This window comes from Puia sp., from assembly GCF_035546395.1.
GTDB lineage: Bacteria > Bacteroidota > Bacteroidia > Chitinophagales > Chitinophagaceae > Puia.
This window is the reverse complement of sequence record NZ_DASZXR010000002.1, coordinates 203,507-220,341: the sequence shown is the minus strand read 5'-3', so window position 1 is coordinate 220,341 and position 16,835 is coordinate 203,507. Positions and strand designations below refer to the sequence as shown.

The 16,835-nt window shown below is 55.3% G+C and carries 14 protein-coding genes; 2 read left to right on the top strand and 12 right to left on the bottom strand.

What is annotated here, in order from left to right; genetic code table 11:
• Position 1 precedes the first annotated feature (1 nt).
• The 3 genes from VHE34_RS02030 to VHE34_RS02020 form a co-directional block, all read right to left on the bottom strand.
• The gene (locus VHE34_RS02030; RefSeq protein WP_325584042.1) at positions 2–1,186 is read right to left on the bottom strand and encodes an oligogalacturonate lyase family protein; all 1,185 of its coding nucleotides are present in this window, start codon (positions 1,184–1,186) and stop codon (positions 2–4) included.
• An 85-nt stretch (positions 1,187–1,271) separates the two neighbouring features.
• Positions 1,272–2,816, bottom strand: a complete 1,545-nt coding sequence (locus tag VHE34_RS02025; RefSeq protein WP_325584040.1) for a RagB/SusD family nutrient uptake outer membrane protein — start codon at positions 2,814–2,816, stop codon at positions 1,272–1,274.
• Positions 2,817–2,834: 18 nt separating this feature from the next.
• On the bottom strand, positions 2,835–6,125 hold the full coding sequence (locus VHE34_RS02020; protein WP_325584037.1) for a TonB-dependent receptor: 3,291 nt from the start codon (positions 6,123–6,125) through the stop codon (positions 2,835–2,837).
• A 339-nt stretch (positions 6,126–6,464) separates the two neighbouring features.
• On the opposite strand from VHE34_RS02020, the gene VHE34_RS02015 reads away from it, so the two are divergent.
• Entirely contained in the window at positions 6,465–6,869 is a 405-nt protein-coding gene (locus VHE34_RS02015; protein ID WP_325584035.1) for a hypothetical protein, read from the top strand.
• 1 nt (position 6,870) lies between these two features.
• Here VHE34_RS02015 and VHE34_RS02010 read toward each other — a convergent pair whose 3' ends face one another.
• The 8 genes from VHE34_RS02010 to pafA form a co-directional block, all read right to left on the bottom strand.
• Positions 6,871–7,185, bottom strand: coding sequence for an iron-sulfur cluster assembly protein (locus VHE34_RS02010; RefSeq protein ID WP_325584033.1), 315 nt, complete (start codon positions 7,183–7,185; stop codon positions 6,871–6,873).
• Positions 7,182–7,613: a SufE family protein gene (locus tag VHE34_RS02005; protein ID WP_325584031.1), complete on the bottom strand. Its 432-nt coding sequence runs from the start codon at positions 7,611–7,613 to the stop codon at positions 7,182–7,184. Before VHE34_RS02005 ends, VHE34_RS02010 begins: the two co-directional genes overlap by 4 nt.
• The gene (locus tag VHE34_RS02000) at positions 7,610–8,863 is read right to left on the bottom strand and encodes a SufS family cysteine desulfurase (RefSeq protein WP_325584029.1); all 1,254 of its coding nucleotides are present in this window, start codon (positions 8,861–8,863) and stop codon (positions 7,610–7,612) included. The genes VHE34_RS02005 and VHE34_RS02000 overlap by 4 nt, the downstream gene beginning before the upstream one ends.
• Positions 8,853–10,166, bottom strand: coding sequence for a Fe-S cluster assembly protein SufD (gene sufD / locus VHE34_RS01995; RefSeq protein WP_325584027.1), 1,314 nt, complete (start codon positions 10,164–10,166; stop codon positions 8,853–8,855). Before sufD ends, VHE34_RS02000 begins: the two co-directional genes overlap by 11 nt.
• Before the next feature lie 6 nt (positions 10,167–10,172).
• Entirely contained in the window at positions 10,173–10,937 is a 765-nt protein-coding gene (gene sufC, locus VHE34_RS01990; RefSeq protein WP_325584024.1) for a Fe-S cluster assembly ATPase SufC, read from the bottom strand.
• A 15-nt stretch (positions 10,938–10,952) separates the two neighbouring features.
• Complete coding sequence (sufB, locus tag VHE34_RS01985; protein WP_325584022.1) at positions 10,953–12,395, bottom strand: Fe-S cluster assembly protein SufB; 1,443 nt, start codon at positions 12,393–12,395, stop codon at positions 10,953–10,955.
• A gap of 99 nt (positions 12,396–12,494) precedes the next feature.
• On the bottom strand, positions 12,495–12,821 hold the full coding sequence (locus VHE34_RS01980) for an iron-sulfur cluster assembly accessory protein (protein ID WP_325584020.1): 327 nt from the start codon (positions 12,819–12,821) through the stop codon (positions 12,495–12,497).
• A gap of 201 nt (positions 12,822–13,022) precedes the next feature.
• Positions 13,023–14,672 (bottom strand): alkaline phosphatase PafA, encoded by a 1,650-nt coding sequence (pafA, locus tag VHE34_RS01975; RefSeq protein ID WP_325584018.1) that lies wholly within the window; start codon positions 14,670–14,672, stop codon positions 13,023–13,025.
• Positions 14,673–14,751: 79 nt separating this feature from the next.
• Here pafA and VHE34_RS01970 point away from each other — a divergent pair, with 79 nt between their 5' ends.
• Positions 14,752–16,008: an aminotransferase class I/II-fold pyridoxal phosphate-dependent enzyme gene (locus tag VHE34_RS01970; RefSeq protein WP_325584016.1), complete on the top strand. Its 1,257-nt coding sequence runs from the start codon at positions 14,752–14,754 to the stop codon at positions 16,006–16,008.
• 278 nt (positions 16,009–16,286) lie between these two features.
• Here the strand turns inward: VHE34_RS01970 and VHE34_RS01965 are convergent, their stop codons facing one another.
• The gene (locus tag VHE34_RS01965) at positions 16,287–16,805 is read right to left on the bottom strand and encodes a thioredoxin family protein (protein WP_325584014.1); all 519 of its coding nucleotides are present in this window, start codon (positions 16,803–16,805) and stop codon (positions 16,287–16,289) included.
• Between the last annotated feature and the right edge of the window lie 30 nt (positions 16,806–16,835).

Below are 16,835 nucleotides of genomic sequence, written 5' to 3'. Positions count from 1 at the left end.
TTTATGATTTTTTGCATTCCACTGCATAGACCTCTTCCTTCCCTTCAAAGTTAGCCCGGAAAATGACCCATTTATTATCCGGGGAAAAATGCACGTTTGGTTCGAGCTTATAATATTGATCTTTCATGTTGACCAGGCGTTCGGCAACGAGACGATCGCCGTCGGGGCGGAAGAGGTAGATCCAGCGGCCGTCCGTCGCATGGGCGACCTGGCCGGGGTCCCCGCCGTCGCCGCAGAAGAGCTTCTGGTCGGAGTCGACGTTGAAATGGATCGACCATTCATCACGGGTCATGGCGTATTTTTTCTCCGTGCCGGTGGCGACGTCGACCGCGCCGAGGTAGAAGGCGTGTCCCTTGGGGATCTGCCAGTCGAAGTAGATCGTCTTGCCGTCGGGGCTGAAGAATTCGTGACCGGCGATCTCGTTCTCCACGGTGCGTTTGTGCATCAGCCGGACCTCGCCGGACTTCATCCGGATGGTCCAGATGCGGTCCACCTTTTGCCAGGGCCCTTCGTGACAGAACATCAGCAGATCGGGATCGGTCGGGCTGAACTGGATATGGCCGAGCCAGGTATTCTCGCCGTGGATGACCTTTAGCCGGCCGGTCTTCAAATCGATGGTAAAGAGCTTATTGGGCAGATGGGCGTCGAAGATGCGATTGAAGAAATCGTGTTTCTCGGGGTATTTGCGGGAGATTTCCTTTTGTTCGTCGCTGGCCCAGCCGCCGGCCAGCAGGGTCTCGTCGGCGTTGAGGGTGGTGATGCTGCCTTTGAAGCCGGAGGGAAAAACGAAGACCAGGCGGGTCCTTCCGTCTTCGATGCCGGTGTTGTAGACGCTGTCGTGGCGTTGCCAGTAGACGCTTTTGGTATGGCGGCCGACGATCTCCGCGCTGCTGCCGTTCTCGCTGACGCGGTGGAGGGCGAGGGTCTTCAGATCGACGGTGTAAAGATGCTTCCCCGAGCTGTCGGTGGAGGTGAAGATCATCTTGTCGCCGAGGAAGGGGTTGTTGTGAAAATAGAAGCTGAGGTTGTTGCCTTCTTTTCTTGACAGACGGACGACTTTGTGATGGGTGTCTTTGTCGATCCATTCATCGGGCATCGGTTTTTTTGGGCCGGTTTCTTCCAGGGGCTGCGCAAGCGCAGCCAGGTGGAGGAGGAATAGTGCGAGGATGATGGAACATAATTTCATATTAGGACCTGTTTTCTACGATGCGCAAGCGCATCCGTTTGTGAAGCATTAATAATTGGCCTTCGGCCGAAGGACCTGTGGTCCATCATTGGTATCCGGGGTTTTGTGTATACAAGCCGGGGGCGGCCAGGATCTCCGCCTGGGGAACCGGATAGATCACGAAGGCGGGGATGACGTTGCTGATGGAGTTAGACTGCGCATCGGCGGTGATCCAGTTGTTCATCGTGGTTACGGCCATGCCTTCGCGCACGAGGTCGTTCCAGCGAATACCCTCGCCGAGAAATTCGCGGCGTCTTTCTTCCATGAGAGTGGGCAGGTCGACGTTGGAGACCGTGGCGATACCGGCGCGTTTCCTTACCAGGTTGACGATGCTATCCACGGTGGACTGGGCGCCGGGGGCGCCATGGAGGATACACTCCGCCTTCATCATCAGCACGTCCGTGTAGCGCATTACGATGAAATTGATGGGCCAGTCCCGGAGATCGACGCCGTGTTTGGCGACGTTGATATATTTTTTGATAAAGGGATTTGCCGTGTCCATCGTGGGCGGGCTTTTGGTATCGATGGGATACTTCCAAAAAATGTTGAAGGTGTCGCGGACGTCGGTGGCCGCGCCCATGCTGTTAGCGTAGGAGGCCCGAAGGTTTTTGGAGACGTCGTAGGAGACGGTGCCGTAGCCGTTGCCGAATGTTCCGGCGAGGCCGGTGCCGTTCCAAAAGCTGAGGTTTGTCAGTTGACTGGGGTAGTCGGCGCCGTTGGTGCTTGACGCGAACTGCACGTCGAAGATCACTTCGGGGTTGTTCTCGTTCGTATAGGAGAAGATGTTCGGATAGCTGGGCCCGAACGTGAACTGGTTGCTACCGATGATGTCGTTGAACTGGGCCATGGCCTGGCTCCATTCGTTGGTGCCCAGGGTGGGCCCGTCGACGCCGGTGTAGGCGGGGCCCGACCGGGTCAGATAGACGAGGCCCAGCAATCCTTTAGCGGCCCATTTTGTGGCCCGGCCGATGTTGGCGCCGGTATAGCCGGCGGGCAGGCTATCGATGGCCGTGGTGAGATCGGAAATAATGAAGTCATAAACGTCCTTGACGGCGCTGCGTTTGATCTTTGCCGCCTGGGCAGCCGTGATGGTATGATCGATGATGGGCACCTCGCCATAGAGCCGCACCAACTGGAAATAATAAAAGGCGCGGAGAAAATGGCATTCGGCCGCAAAACGGCTACGGAGGTTGGGGTCGGTCACGTTCTGGCCTTTTGTCTTCAGGTTGTCGAGGACGCTGTTGGTATTGTAGATGCCGTTGAAGTTGTTGTCCCAGGCGGAAGTGATAAAACCGACGTTCGTCAGGTTTGGGGAGAAATTGCGGATGCCCTGCCAATCGCGGTTGCCGTCGGATGTCGCGTAGATATTATCCGAGCGCATCTCGCCCATCCAAAGTACCTGGTCGGGATAGGCGCGGAGCTGGTTATAGGCGCCGGTGACGGCTTGCGTGAAGTCGTTGGTGTTGCTATAAAATTGTGCGGTAGTGACGCTGGAGGGGGGTTGCTGGTTAAGCTGTTTGGTACAGGCCAGGCCGAAGACGGCGAGGCTCAGCGCCAGGCTTCCTGCTATGGTATATATGTTTGTTTTCATTAGATTTTGCATAAGAGGTTAAAAAACAAAATTGATTCCAAGGACGGCCGATTTGTTGAGCGGCATGGCGCCGTAGTCCCCTGGCAACGGATAAGTGGCGTTTGTCAGGTTGGTATTTTGCGCTTCGGGGTTGACGCCGCCTTTGTACTTGTCCCGGCCGAACCAGTTGAAGAGGGAGGCGTATACGCGGGCGCTGCTGAAGGCGCCGGACTTGATCATACTCTTGAGATTGTACCCCAGGGTGATATTCTGAATGCGCCAGAAGTCGGTGGAGTAGATCCAATCCGTGGTGGTGTAAGGGATGGTGTAGGCGTAGCCGATCCTGCCACGGGGCGCGTTGTAGTTCTGCCGGGAGTCGACGAAGCGGTTGCGCCAGACGCCGAGGGTGGTGTTAAGGCCGTTGGCGGGGTTGTCGATGGCGCGGGCGATATAGGAGATGATCGACCCGCCGTGCTGGCCGTACATCTGGACACTCAGATCGAATGTCTTATAGCGGAAGGTGTTGGTGAGGCCCCAGGTATATTTCGGTGTGGGCTGGCCCGCATGGACCCGGTCGTTGGCGTCGATGATGCCGTCTGGATGGGCGTCGAGGTATTTTTCGTCGCCGGCGACTTGTTTCGGCAGTTTCGCCACTTTGGGATCGCTCATATCCGCCGGGGTCAGGATGCCGATATTCTTTATGGCAAAGAACTCGTACATCGGTTGGCCTACCTGCAGGATGAAGGGCGGGTTGCCGGCGCCGAAGGCATTGGGAACGTTGATGAGGTTGGTTTCCCCGCCGAGGTCAAGCACTTTATTCTGGTTGAAGGCGATGTTGCCGTTGGCCGACCACGTGAATTCGCGCGAGCGGTAGATCGTGGCGCCGACGCCCATTTCGAGACCGCGGTTCTGGACGGAGCCGATGTTCTGGAGCATGGACGTCGCCCCCGATGCGGCTACCGTGGGAACCTGGAGCAGGAGATTGGTATTCTTTTTTTGATAGACGTCGAAGATGATATTGATCCTGTTCTTCCAGATCGTGGCGTCGAGGCCGGCGTCATAGGTGTTGGAGGTTTCCCATTGCAGGTTGGGGTTTGGCAGGCCGTTTGGTACCTGGCCGGTAGCGGCGGCGGGAGTGTTACCGCCGAAGCTGTAGTTGCCATACACTACATTGCTGATGGTGCCGCTGGTGAGGGTGGGAATGGCGCCGTAGTCGCCGATGTTGTTATTCCCCGATTTGCCCCAGCTGAAGCGCAACTTCAGGTTGTTGATAAAATCGATCGGTTGCATAAATTTCTCCTGGGATACGACCCAACCGGCCGAAACGGATGGGAAGGTACCGTACTTGTTGGCCGAGCCGAAGCGGGAGGAGCCGTCGCGGCGGAAGGAGCCGGAGAGCAGGTATTTTCCCTGGTAGCTGTATTGGAGGCGGCCATAATAGGAAAAGAGGGCGTTGTTGCTTTCGGTGCTGGTGCCCGTCCAGGTGACGCCGCCGCTGTTGGCGATGGCGTTGTTGAGGGTATTGACGAGATCGTTGGCAAAGCCGCCGGCTGTTTTTATCTGGAAGGCTTCGAGATGGACATAGTTGTAGGAGACCCCGGCGATGGCATCGATGGTATGGTCTTCGTGGATGGTTTTTATGAAGTTGAGGGTATTCTCATTGACGTAGTTCTGTTTGGTGAAGCCGCTATAGGAACCGGAGGCATCCTTACCGGGGGCGTTGAGGCGATCGGCGATGGTACCGGCCACGAAATCGGAGATATAGCTCTTCGCGTTCTGGCTCATCTGGTCGTAGTTGAAGGTACTGCGGGCGACGAGGCCGTTGAGGATCTGGTATTCGCCATACAACGTATAGAGGTTGCGGGTAGTCTTCACCGGTGCGATGACGTGTGCCAGATAGGCTATGGGGCTTACGCTGCTGCTGCCCCAGGTGTATACGTTGTTCTTGCCGGCGCCGGTGTTCATGCGGGCGCTGTCTTCGACGACGGGTACCATATTGTAGAGGTGCATTAACTGGTTGTCCTTTCCTTCCGCGCTTGGCGCCTGGGTGACGGAATACGAGGGCGCGATATTGAAACCGAGCTTGAGTTTTTTGGCGATGGTAGTTTCGAGATTGGCGCGGACGCTGTAGTTGGTGTAGCCCGTGTTGAGCAGGACGCCCTGTTGGTTGAGATAGTTCCCCGAGACGAAGTAGCGGACGCTCTCGGTGCCACCGCCGGCGGAAACCTCATAGTTCTGGAAGGGGGCGGTGCGGAAGGCCGAATCCTGCCAATTGACGTATTCGATGCCGGGATGGCCGGGCTGATACCAGCGGGGATCCCACATATAGGCAGGGTTGAAGGAGTTCGGTGCGCCGCCGAGGATGGTGCGGCGTTGATCGAGGGTCTGGTCGGCGGTGCGGCCGGAGGCGGCGCTGTGGACCCAATTATAGTTCTCCCGTTCGGTGGCCATGTTGATCCATTCCTGCGGGGAGAGCACATCCAGCCGCTTGGCTGCCTGGCTGATGCCGGCGTTGCCGTTAATGGCTAGCCGGGTTTTGCCGATCTGGCCGCGTTTGGTGGTGATGAGAACGACGCCGTTGGCGGCGCGGGAGCCATAGATCGCGCCTGCGGCCGCATCCTTCAGTACCTGGATGCTTTCGATATCATCAGGATTGAGGTTGTTGAGGGGATTGTTATTGGAGGAAACACCCGTGACGGAGAATCCGCCATTGGCGTTCTGGCCGTTGATGTCGAGGGGAAATCCGTCGATGACATAAAGCGGCTCGGTGCCGGCGCTGATCGAACCGGCGCCGCGGACGAGGATAGTGAAGCCGGAACCGGGCATGCCGGTCTGCTGACGAACCTGTACGCCGGGCATCTGGCCGATCATGGCCTGGTCGATGCGGGTGATCGGGCGTTCCTGAATGGTCTTGGTGTCCATGGTAGCAACGGCTGCGGTGACGTCATGGCGTCTTTGCGTTCCATAACCGATGACGACGACATCATCCATCGATCTATCATTCTTAACGACGGTGATGTTCAAAGTTGTGCCGGCGCCGATGGAAACTTCTTTGTCCTGGAACCCGACATAGGAGACGACGAGCACGTCTTTGTTACGGGCCTGGATGGAGAATTCGCCATTGGCATCCGCGGTGACGGCGGTGCGGGAACCTTTGATCATGATGCTGGCGCCGGGGACCGGCTGGCCGCTGTCGTCGGTGATCTTACCTTTGACGGGATGTGCGGTTTGTTGCTGTTGTTGGGCAGAGAGTGTGCCGGTAAATAGCAGTAGGAGAAAAGTCCAGGCAAGAGGATACAATAAGCAGTTCTTTGCTTGGTGGAAGTTCATAATGGCAAGTTTGTTAGTTGATATCTTAAAAGTAGACAACCTGCAGGGCGGAACTATCCTGTTGCATCCTGCTTTTGAGTGAGAATCTACGCAAACGTTATCGGAAGTGTAGAATTGACGGTTATTGTTCATGCGGCTCATTTTCGACGCATTTCATCGATTTTGCAGAGTAAGAGTTTTTACTTACATGCTGGTTGATGGGGTGAACCGGATTATCCGGCGGACGTCAACGCAACGGCGGGAAAGAATATCTGTGCCGTTCGAACCTATAGGCTGAATGTTTCGGCCACCGCTGAAGATGCACAACCTTCGGGTATAACGGTCAATGCGGGTGACGAAGTGATGGTCTTCACTGCGGGAACCGTGCATATCGGCACGTATATGGGTGACGCGGATGGGAAGGGATTGCTGCATGGCCACCTCACTTCCGGCTTATATACCAAGTATAAACAAGGTTCGCTGGGTTGTCTGACGGCGCTGCAGGGAGATGGGACGGCGGTGTGTGGAAAGTTGGATATGCGGGATTATTGTGTTGCGGATCATTTTGGGCTCAGCATTTCGCCAAAAGGATTGCCGGCGGATCAATACCTTTCGGGATTGACCTTCCGGGCGACGGTGGCGGGACCGCTCAGCTTCGATGTCAATGATACTGTAAAAGGGGACAATGGCGGGGCGTTCGAGGTTTATGTCTTTGTCCGGCCGGGAGGGAGCATTTCCGATTCGCGAATAAAAAATATCGAATAATTCAGAGAAATCCCAGTTCCAGTTTTGCTTCTTCGCTCATCATCTCCTTGTTCCAGGGCGGATCGAAGGTGAGCTGGACATGGCAGTCCATCACCTCGGGGAGGGTTTCGACCTTTTCCTGCACGTCGCGGACGATGTCGCCGGCTACGGGGCAGGCGGGTGCGGTGAGGGTCATGGTGATCTTGACATTGCCGTTGTCGCCGATCTTTATTTCATAAACCAGGCCGAGGTCGAAGATGTTGACGGGGATCTCGGGATCGAAGACGGTGCGAAGCCGGGCTTCGATTTGATCGCGGAGGGTGGTGGTTTCGCTCATGAGTGGAGGGATTTTGATTGCAACGCCACTGCGTACAATTTGATTTGTTTGAGCATCGAGAGCAGGCCGTTGGAGCGGGTTGGGGAGAGATGGCTGGTGAGCCCGATGGCGTCGATGAAGGTAATGTTGGCGTCGATAATTTCTTTTGGGGTATGGCCGGACAGGACCTTTATGAGCAGGGCGATCAGGCCCTTTGTGATGACGGCGTCGCTGTCGGCGGTGAAAAGGAGTTTGCCGTCTTTGAAGTCGGTGTGTAACCAGACGCGGGACTGGCAACCTTTTATCAGGTTTTCCTCCTTTTTGTATTGGGGATCGATCAGCGGCAGTTCTTTGCCGAGCTGGATGATGTATTCGTATTTATCGTCCCAGTTGTTGCCGAGGAATTCGAAGTCGGCGATTATTTCGTCCTGTTCTTCCTGTATCGTCATGCCAGCAACTTCGCCGCTTTTTTGATGCCGGCGGCGAGGCGGTCGATATCCGTGCGGTTGTTGTAGATGGCCAGCGAGGCGCGGACGGTGCCGGGGATGCAATAGCGATCCATCACCGGTTGGGCGCAGTGGTGCCCCGTGCGAACGGCGATGCCTTGTTTGTCGAGGATCTCGCCGAGGTCGAAGGGGTGGATGTTTCCTACGAGGAAGGAGATGACGCCGGCACGGTGCGCTGCGTCGAATTTTCCGATGAGCCGGAAGTCTTCGATCTGCGTAAGGGTATCGATGGCGTGGCTCATCAGGCTATGTTCGGCCTGCTGGATATTATCGAGGCCGAGGTTTTGGACATAGTTGATGGCGGCGGCCAGGCCGATAGCCCCGGCAATGTCGGGGGTACCGGCCTCGAATTTATAAGGAAGATCGTTGTAGGTCGTTTTTTCGAAGCTGACCGTCCTGATCATCTCTCCCCCACCCTGGTAAGGCGGAAGCTGGTTCAGCCATTCTTCCTTTCCGTAGAGGATACCGAAGCCGGTGGGTCCATAGAGCTTGTGGCTCGAGAAGGCGAGGAAGTCGGCGTCCAGCTCCTGCACGTCGACGGTGAGGTGCTGTACTGCCTGGGCCGCGTCAACGAGTACGGGTACACCGTGGCGATGTGCGGCGGCGATGATCTCGCGGACGGGGTTAATGCCGCCGAGCGAATTGGAGACGTAGTTGACGGCGACGATGGCTACTCCTTTCAGGAGGTGATCGAGCTCGTCGATGACCAGGTCGCCGTTCTCGTCGACGGGAATGACCTTGAGGGCAGCGCCCTTCTCTTCGGCGATGAGCTGCCAGGGAACGATATTGCTGTGATGTTCGACGGCGGATACGAGTACCTGGTCGCCGGGTTTCAGGAATTTCTTTCCGAAGACGGCGGCGACGAGGTTGATCGCCTCGGAGGTACCGCGGGTGAAGATGATCTCGTGGGTATGCCGGGCGTTGATGAATTCGGCAACGGTGTGCCGCGCGGCTTCGTAAGCGTCGGTGGCGCGCTGGCTGAGGTAATGGACGCCGCGGTGGACGTTCGCGTTGATCGTATGGTAATACTCGTCCATTGCCGCCAGCACCTGTTCGGGCTTTTGGGTGGTGGCTGCGTTGTCGAGGTAGACGAGCGGGTGACCGTAGACCTCTCTTTCGAGGATCGGGAAATCCTTCCGGATCACTTCAATGTCGAGTGTCGAAGGGGCCAATATGGTTTGACTATCCTGCATGATTGACAGGGATATGGTGACTGATGAGCTGATTGATATAGTCCGCTACGGGAGCGTGCTTTATTTTATCGGTGATGTCGAAGGCAAAGGCATTGATGAGCAGGGCTCTTGCGGAGGCTTCGCCGATGCCGCGGGCGCGGAGGTAGAACAGGGCGTCCTCGCTGAACTGGCCGACGGTGGAACCGTGGCTGCACTTCACGTCATCGGCGAAGATCTCCAGTTCCGGCTTGGAATCAATGGTCGCTTTTTTGCTGATGACGAGGTTGTTGTTCTGCTGGAAGGCGTTGGTCTTTTGCGCGTCTCGATGCACGTATACCTTGCCGTTAAAGACACCGGTGGACTGCTCGAGCAGGACGCCCTTGTAGAGCTCGTTACTGAAGCAATGCGGTTTTTGGTGGTCGACCAGGGTATGGTTATCGACCAACTGGTCACCCGCGGTGAGGTAGAGCCCATAGAGATGGGTCTCGGTATGGTCCTCTTCGAGGCGGGCCTGGAGATCGTTCCGTACCAGGCCGGCGCCGGGCAGGGTGAAGGTATAGTTGTTATAGAGACTCTGCTTTTTCTGGTGGACGCTGGTGTGGCTGATAAGGCGGACATTCTCCGCGGCGATCTGCAGGTTGACATGGTCCAGCTTTGCGTCGGGGTGGGCGAAGATGCCGGTGAAGCTGTTGACCCAGATAAAGGGTTCGCCGGATATGCTGACCGTGGACTCGATGATGGAGAGTTCGGCATTGCGGCCCGCGGCCCAGACGTGGCGTGGCTGCACCCAGAAGTTGCGATCGCCCGTGTAGACGTGAATGATATGCAGGGGTTTGTCCAGTGCGGCGTTGGGGGCAGCGTGGATGAAGAGGCCGTCGGTGTAGAGTGCGGCGTTGAGTGCGGCGAAGTGTTGGGTGCCGGCGAATTCATTAGAGAAGAAGCCTGCGTATTCCGGCGCCTTTGCTGCCTCGCTGGTGCGGCGGATATCGATGCCTTTGGGCAGCGTGCCGCCAACCGCTTCACCATTCCATGTCCCGTTGACGAGGACGAGGCGATAGCATTCGAGGCCGGGTATCGTCGCCTTTGCTACCAGCGGCGCGGGGGCATTGACGGCCGGCGCTTCGAGCGCGTATTCATCTTTTAGAAAACGGGTGATATTGGTGTATTTCCAGTCTTCGTTCTTTATTGTCGGGAAGCCGAGCAGCTGAAATTTATGAAAAGCCGACTGGCGCGCCAACGGGGGAGCGTCCTTTGCGGACAATTCATGATATTTATCGACGATCTTCCCGTAGAGAGGGAGCGTATGTTCTTGTAGCGCGTTCATGATGTTCTAGATAGTTGCTTTTTCACGAGACTCTTCCTTGAGCCAGTCGTATCCTTTTTCTTCCAGTTCCAGCGCCAGTTCCTTTGTCCCGGATTTTACGATACGGCCGTTGTAGAGAACGTGGACGAAGTCGGGAACGATGTAGTCGAGCAATCGCTGATAGTGGGTGATGATGATAAAAGCATTCTTCTCTGAACGCAATTTGTTGACTCCCTGGGAGACGATGCGGAGGGCATCGATGTCGAGGCCGGAGTCCGTTTCGTCGAGGATGGAGAGAGAAGGTTCCAGCATGGCAAGCTGGAAGATCTCGTTGCGTTTCTTTTCCCCGCCGGAGAAACCTTCGTTGAGGCTGCGGTTGACGAGATTGGCGTCGAATTCGACGAGCTTCTGCTTTTCGCGCGAGAGCTTCAGGAACTCTTTTGCGTCCAGTGGCGGCTGGCCTTTATAGGCGCGGATCTCACCGAGGGCAGTCTTGAGGAAGTTGATGTTGGAGACACCGGGTATTTCGATGGGATATTGAAAAGCGAGGAACAGGCCTTCGCGGGCGCGATCTTCGGGCGCCATATCCAGCAGGTTCTTGCCTTCAAAAAGAACTTCTCCTTCCGTCACCTGGTAGTTCTCGCGGCCTGCGAGTACGGAGGCCAGGGAACTTTTACCGGAGCCGTTGGGCCCCATGATCGCGTGTACTTCACCGGCGTTGACCGTGAGATCGATACCTTTGAGAATCTTCTTATCTTCTACTTCCGCGTGTAAATTTCTAATGATGAGCATTGTATCTTATTCTATTTAACCTACGCTTCCTTCAAGCGTGATGGACAATAATTTTTGTGCTTCTACGGCAAATTCCATGGGCAGCTGGTTGAGGACTTCCCGGGCATAGCCGTTGATGATGAGAGCGACTGCCTTCTCCGAATCGATCCCGCGTTGGTTGAGGTAGAAGATCTGGTCTTCGCCGATCTTAGAGGTAGTGGCCTCGTGCTCGACCGTTGCGGTATTGTTCTTCGATTCGATATAGGGGAAGGTATGGGCGCCGCACTGATCGCCGATGAGCAGGGAGTCACACTGGGTGAAGTTCCGTGCTTCGTCGGCTTTGGAGCCGATCTGTACCAGGCCGCGGTAGCTGTTCTGGCCATGACCGGCGGAGATGCCCTTGGAGATGATGCGGCTGCGGGTGTTGCGGCCGATATGGTGCATCTTGGTACCGGTGTCGGCGATCTGCTTATTGCGGGTAACCGCAACGGAGTAGAACTCGCCGGTGGAGTTATCGCCCTGCAGGATGACGCTAGGGTATTTCCAGGTGATGGCGGAGCCGGTCTCTACCTGGGTCCAGGATATCTTGGCGTTGGTCTTACAGATGCCGCGTTTGGTCACGAAGTTGTAGATGCCGCCTTTGCCGTCCTTGTCGCCGGGGTACCAGTTCTGGACGGTGGAGTATTTTATCTCGGCGTTATCGAGGGCGATGAGTTCTACGACGGCGGCATGCAGCTGGTTCTCGTCGCGCATGGGGGCCGTACAGCCTTCGAGGTAGCTGACGTAGCTGCCTTCGTCGGCGATGATGAGCGTGCGTTCGAACTGGCCGGTGTTCTCGGTGTTGATCCGGAAATAGGTGGACAGCTCCATGGGGCAGCGGACCCCTTTGGGGATGTAGACGAAGGACCCGTCGGAGAATACGGCGGCGTTGAGGGCGGCGAAGATGTTGTCCGAGTGAGGAACGACGGAACCGACGTATTTCTTTACGAGGTCCGGATGTTCCTGTACGGCTTCGCCGAAGCTGCAGAAGATGATCCCGAGTTCCTTGAGCTTTTCCTTATAGGTGGTGGCGACCGAGATGCTGTCGAAGACTGCGTCTACGGCGACGCCGGCCAGGGCTTTTTGCTCGGACAGGGGGATACCCAGCTTTTCGAAGGTGGCCAGGAGTTCCGGGTCGACCTCGTCGAGGCTGTTGTATTTCTTCTTATTGCGGGGAGCCGCGTAATAGGAGATCTTTTGAAAATCGATGGGAGGCAGGGTAAAGTTCTGCCATTCGGGGAGCTTTTGTTTCCGGAAGGCCTGGAAGCCTTTGAGGCGCCATTCCAGCAGCCATTCCGGCTCTTTCTTTTTCTCCGAAATATAGCGGATCGTCTGTTCGTTCAGTCCAGCCGGGAGAATATCCATTTCGATGTCGGTGACGAAGCCGAATTCGTATTCCTTGTTCGCTATGTTGTCTAATATTTCGTTGTCGTTGGCCATAGTCTTTGTTGTGCTACTTCGTATTTTTTTTTGGCGCCTGCGGCGCCTCATTGGTGAAGCATAAAGGTTTGCCCTTCGGGCAGCGGGCTTCCAGCCCGCTTAGACGGCAAAACTCTCTCCGCAACTACAGGTTCTGGAGGCATTGGGATTGTTGAATGTCAATCCTTTACCGTTTAATCCGCCAGAATAATCCAATTCTGTCCCGTAGAGATAGAGAAGGCTTTTCATGTCCACGACGACTTTGACGCCTTTATCTTCGAACACCTGGTCGCCCTCTTTTTCAACTGTGTCGAAGTCCAGTTTGTATTCTAAGCCTGAGCAGCCGCCGCTTTTAACCCCTACCCGCACAAAGGTGGAGGGGCCTGCCTGTTGGTCGGCCATCAGGTTGGTTATGTATTCTTTTGCGGCGGGTGACACTGTGATCATGTTCTTTCTGTTTTATTGATGGTTTACATAGGATATAACAATTATCAAACGGAAGAGTTAAGCCTTCCGACTGCAAAAATCCGATAATTACGCCGTAATTCCTATCGAAAGCGGGAAATCCTGAGGGTCGGCCTCGGGGTTTAGGTTTAATTGTCATGACTATGGATCTATAGTCAGAATTTTTGGCTATAAATCTCCAGTCTATTTTCTCAAAATCGAAGTGATCGGCTTGCCGACACAGCCGTTTGGCATCTGGATGTGGAGCAGGGCTGCCACGGTGGGGGCGATATCGGTCATATAGACAGGTTCGTCGCTATGCCCGGCGTGGATGCCCCAACCCATGAAAATCAATGGGATATGTGTATCGTAGGGATTCCAGGTGCCGTGAGAGGTGCCGGTCTTGCCGCGGCCGTCGAACCATCCGGCATTGGGGATCAATTGAATAGCCCCGCTCCGTTTGTAATAATAGCCGTTCATGACCATGCTGCGGACCGGTTCGGCGACGGGGGACTCGCCGACGTTGGCCATATCGATGGCATAGGTGATTCCGGGCTGCCGGCGGAGCCATTCGAGGGCTGTTTTTTTGATTGCGTTGAATTCCAACTTTTTATCGCGGATGGTTGTCATACTGAACGTCACCTGGTAGTTAGAGACGGTATCCACGAGATGGGGTGTCTGGAAGGCCTTGCCGAGGAGGGCGTTGAGGCTGTCGGTAAGCGGGGCCGTCAGGAAGTAGCCGGCGGGGATATCGTGATTCTGGGAATACCAGACGGCATGGGCGGCTCCATGGTCTGCCGTGAGGAAGACCGTATAGTTCTCCTTGCCGAGGCGGTCGTCGAGGAAGGAGAGGAAGGCGGCCAGATCCTGGTCGAGCCGGATGTAGGTATCCTCTTCTTCGATGGAATTGATGCCGAACTGATGTCCCACATAGTCGGTGGAGGCGCAGTTGATCGTCAGGAAATCGGTGACTTCGCCGGCGCCGAGTTGGTAGCCCTCCACTGCGGCTTTGGCGAAGTCGAGGGTCAGTGTATTACCGAAGGGGGTTGACCGGAAGGTGGACTTGGAGACTTTGTAGGATGAGTCGAGGTTATGCGGGAAGGCGGTGGTGCTGTCGCCTTTGAACTTTCCTTCGTAGGCCTGGTCGTCGGTGTCGGATTCTCCGTAGGAAGATTTGGGATGGAGGGTGGTCCAGGGTTTCTTCATGTAGGCCTTTACCTGTTCTTTGTGATTGAAGCTGTCGACCCAGGCCGGGAGGCGGGTCATATAGTAATTGCTCGTGATGAAATGGCCGGTGGAATCTTCCATCCAGTAGGCCGCGGTGGCGCTATGGCCGGCGGGAAGGATGGCGGCGCGATCCTTCAGTGAAACGCCCACCACTTTCGACTTGAAATTATCGCTCATCATCAGCTCGTCGGTGACGGTGGACACGAGCATATTGCGGGGGGACATCTTTCCTTCTCTGGATCCGGGGGTTTCCGCGCCCACCCCCTGCACGGTGCTGTCATCCGTACAGTACATCCGCTGGCCCGTGCTTTGCTCGATCCAGTCGTTGCCGGCGATGCCGCTGAAGGCTGGGACCGATCCGGTGAAGATACAGCTATGACCGACGGCGGTGAATGCCGGCAGATAGGGGATCATCGTATTATCGCAGCTGAACCCCTGTTCCAGGAGGCGCCTAAAGCCACCTTCGCCGTAATGACTCGCGTACCTGTAAAGATAATCCCAGCGCATCTGGTCCACGACTATACCTACGACCAGCTTTGGGCGTCTGACCGCCGGCGACTTTTTTGACTGGCAGGAGGTGAGAATGAGTAAGCCTAAAACAATGGTCAGGAGGGGTTTCCGGTTCATGGGCGAAAATTTCGGCAAAACTGCATCCTCAAATGCGTTATTTTTGCGGGAGTAGCAAGCTTAATAATTTCATAATAATATGGCAGATATCTTTGAAAAATTAACGAAGCACAACGGTCCAATCGGTCAGCATCGGGAGAGAGCACATGGTTATTTTGCGTTTCCGAAATTGGAGGGGGAGATCGGCAGCCGGATGAACTTTAGGGGAAAAGAAAAGATCGTTTGGAGTCTTAACAATTATCTTGGCCTGGCTAATCACCCCGATATCCGGAAGGTAGATGCGGAAGCGGCGGCGAAATTCGGAATGGCGGCCCCGATGGGCGCCCGGATGATGAGTGGGAACAGCAACTACCACGAGCAGTTGGAAAGAGAGCTTGCCGAATTCGAGGGCAAGGAGGACGCTACCCTTTTCAACTATGGCTATCAAGGTATTATGAGTGCCATCGACGCCATCTGCGGGCGTCATGACGTGATCGTATACGATGCCGAGAGCCATGCCTGTATCATCGACGGGCTGCGGCTTCACCCGGGACATCGCTATGTTTTCAAGCATAACGACGTTGAAGATTGCGAAAAACAACTTCAGCGGGCTACCGCGCTGATAGAAAAACAGGGTACCGGCGGGATCCTTGTCATCACCGAGGGCGTCTTTGGGATGGCGGGTGACCAGGGCAAGCTGAAGGAGATCGCCGCGCTGAAGGATCAGTATGAATTCCGCCTGCTTGTAGATGACGCGCATGGATTCGGCACTCTTGGCAAAACCGGGGCCGGTGCGGGTGAGGAGCAGGGTGTTCAGGATAAGATCGATCTGTATTTTTCGACATTTGCGAAGTCGATGGCGTCCATTGGGGCCTTTATGGCCGGGGACCGGGCGATCATCGATTATATCAGGTATAATACCAGGAGCCAGATTTTCGCCAAGAGTTTACCGATGCCGATCACGATCGGAAACCTGAAGCGGCTGGAGATGCTGCGGACGCAACCGGAGCTGCGTAAAAAACTTTGGAACGTGGTCAACAAGCTGCAGAAGGGCTTGCGGGACAGCGGGTTCGATATCGGTAAGACCAATTCGCCCGTGACGCCGGTGTATATGAAGGGGGATGTTCCCGAGGCGACGGCTATGGTGATGGATCTGCGGGAGAACTACAATATCTTCTGTTCGATCGTCGTATACCCCGTCATTCCGAAGGGACATATCATTTACCGGCTGGTGCCGACGGCGGTGCATACGGATGAGGATATCCAGCGGACCCTGGAGGCTTTCCGGGCGACGAAGAAGAAGCTGGATGCGGGAGAGTATAAAGTTGCGGCGATTCCGGACATGGCTGAGGCGTAAAGAGCAATGAGATAAAAGAAAACCCTGCCTTCGGCAGGGTTTTCTTTTTATGAAAAAGCCCCGCTTACGCGGGGCTGCACTAATCAAATACCATTAACCATTAAACCTTATCCTATGAAAAAACAAAGATAGTGTGTCTGACTGAATTTGAATATGTAGGGTAGTGTTTTTTTGACATACTGGCGATTTAATTGATTTTCGTCAATGATTTTTCCTACGGATAATCCTTTAGCGGTATGGCGTGGACCCCTTGAGGCTAAAACGTTATAGTAAATGATCTACCAACTGGGGTGAAAATTGCGATGGTAGTCGTCGAAACCGCGGGTGCGGTAGTCTCCTTCTCCAAAATATTTAACGAGGGGTTCGATGTCGCGGGGTTCGAGGTAGCCGGGGATGGCCTGGGGGGCTTCGCCGGGGACGATAATGATCGTCGTGGGGAATTCGAGCTGGCCGTGGGCGAGATAGAGGGCGAATTCGTTGACGCGGTATTGCGGGTTATAGTTGTACGTTTTGCCTTGCCAGGTGATCGGCGACCGACTTTCGGCGTCGAATTTTACGGTGTAGAATTTGTCGTTGAGGTAGGCGGAGACCGATTTGTTCGAATAGGTCTTTTTATCCATTTGTCTGCACCAGCCGCACCAGGTGGTGTAGAGGTCGATCAGGACGGGTTTTTTCTCTTTTTCCAGCTTTGCAGAGGCTTCGCTGACGCTTAGCCATGAGATGGGCGCCTGCGGCGCAGTTGGCTTCTTCAGGAGAAGCGCCACGAGTGAAATGCAGATTAAGTAAGTGAGTTTCAAGCTTTCGGTGTTACTTTGTAAAATTAAACG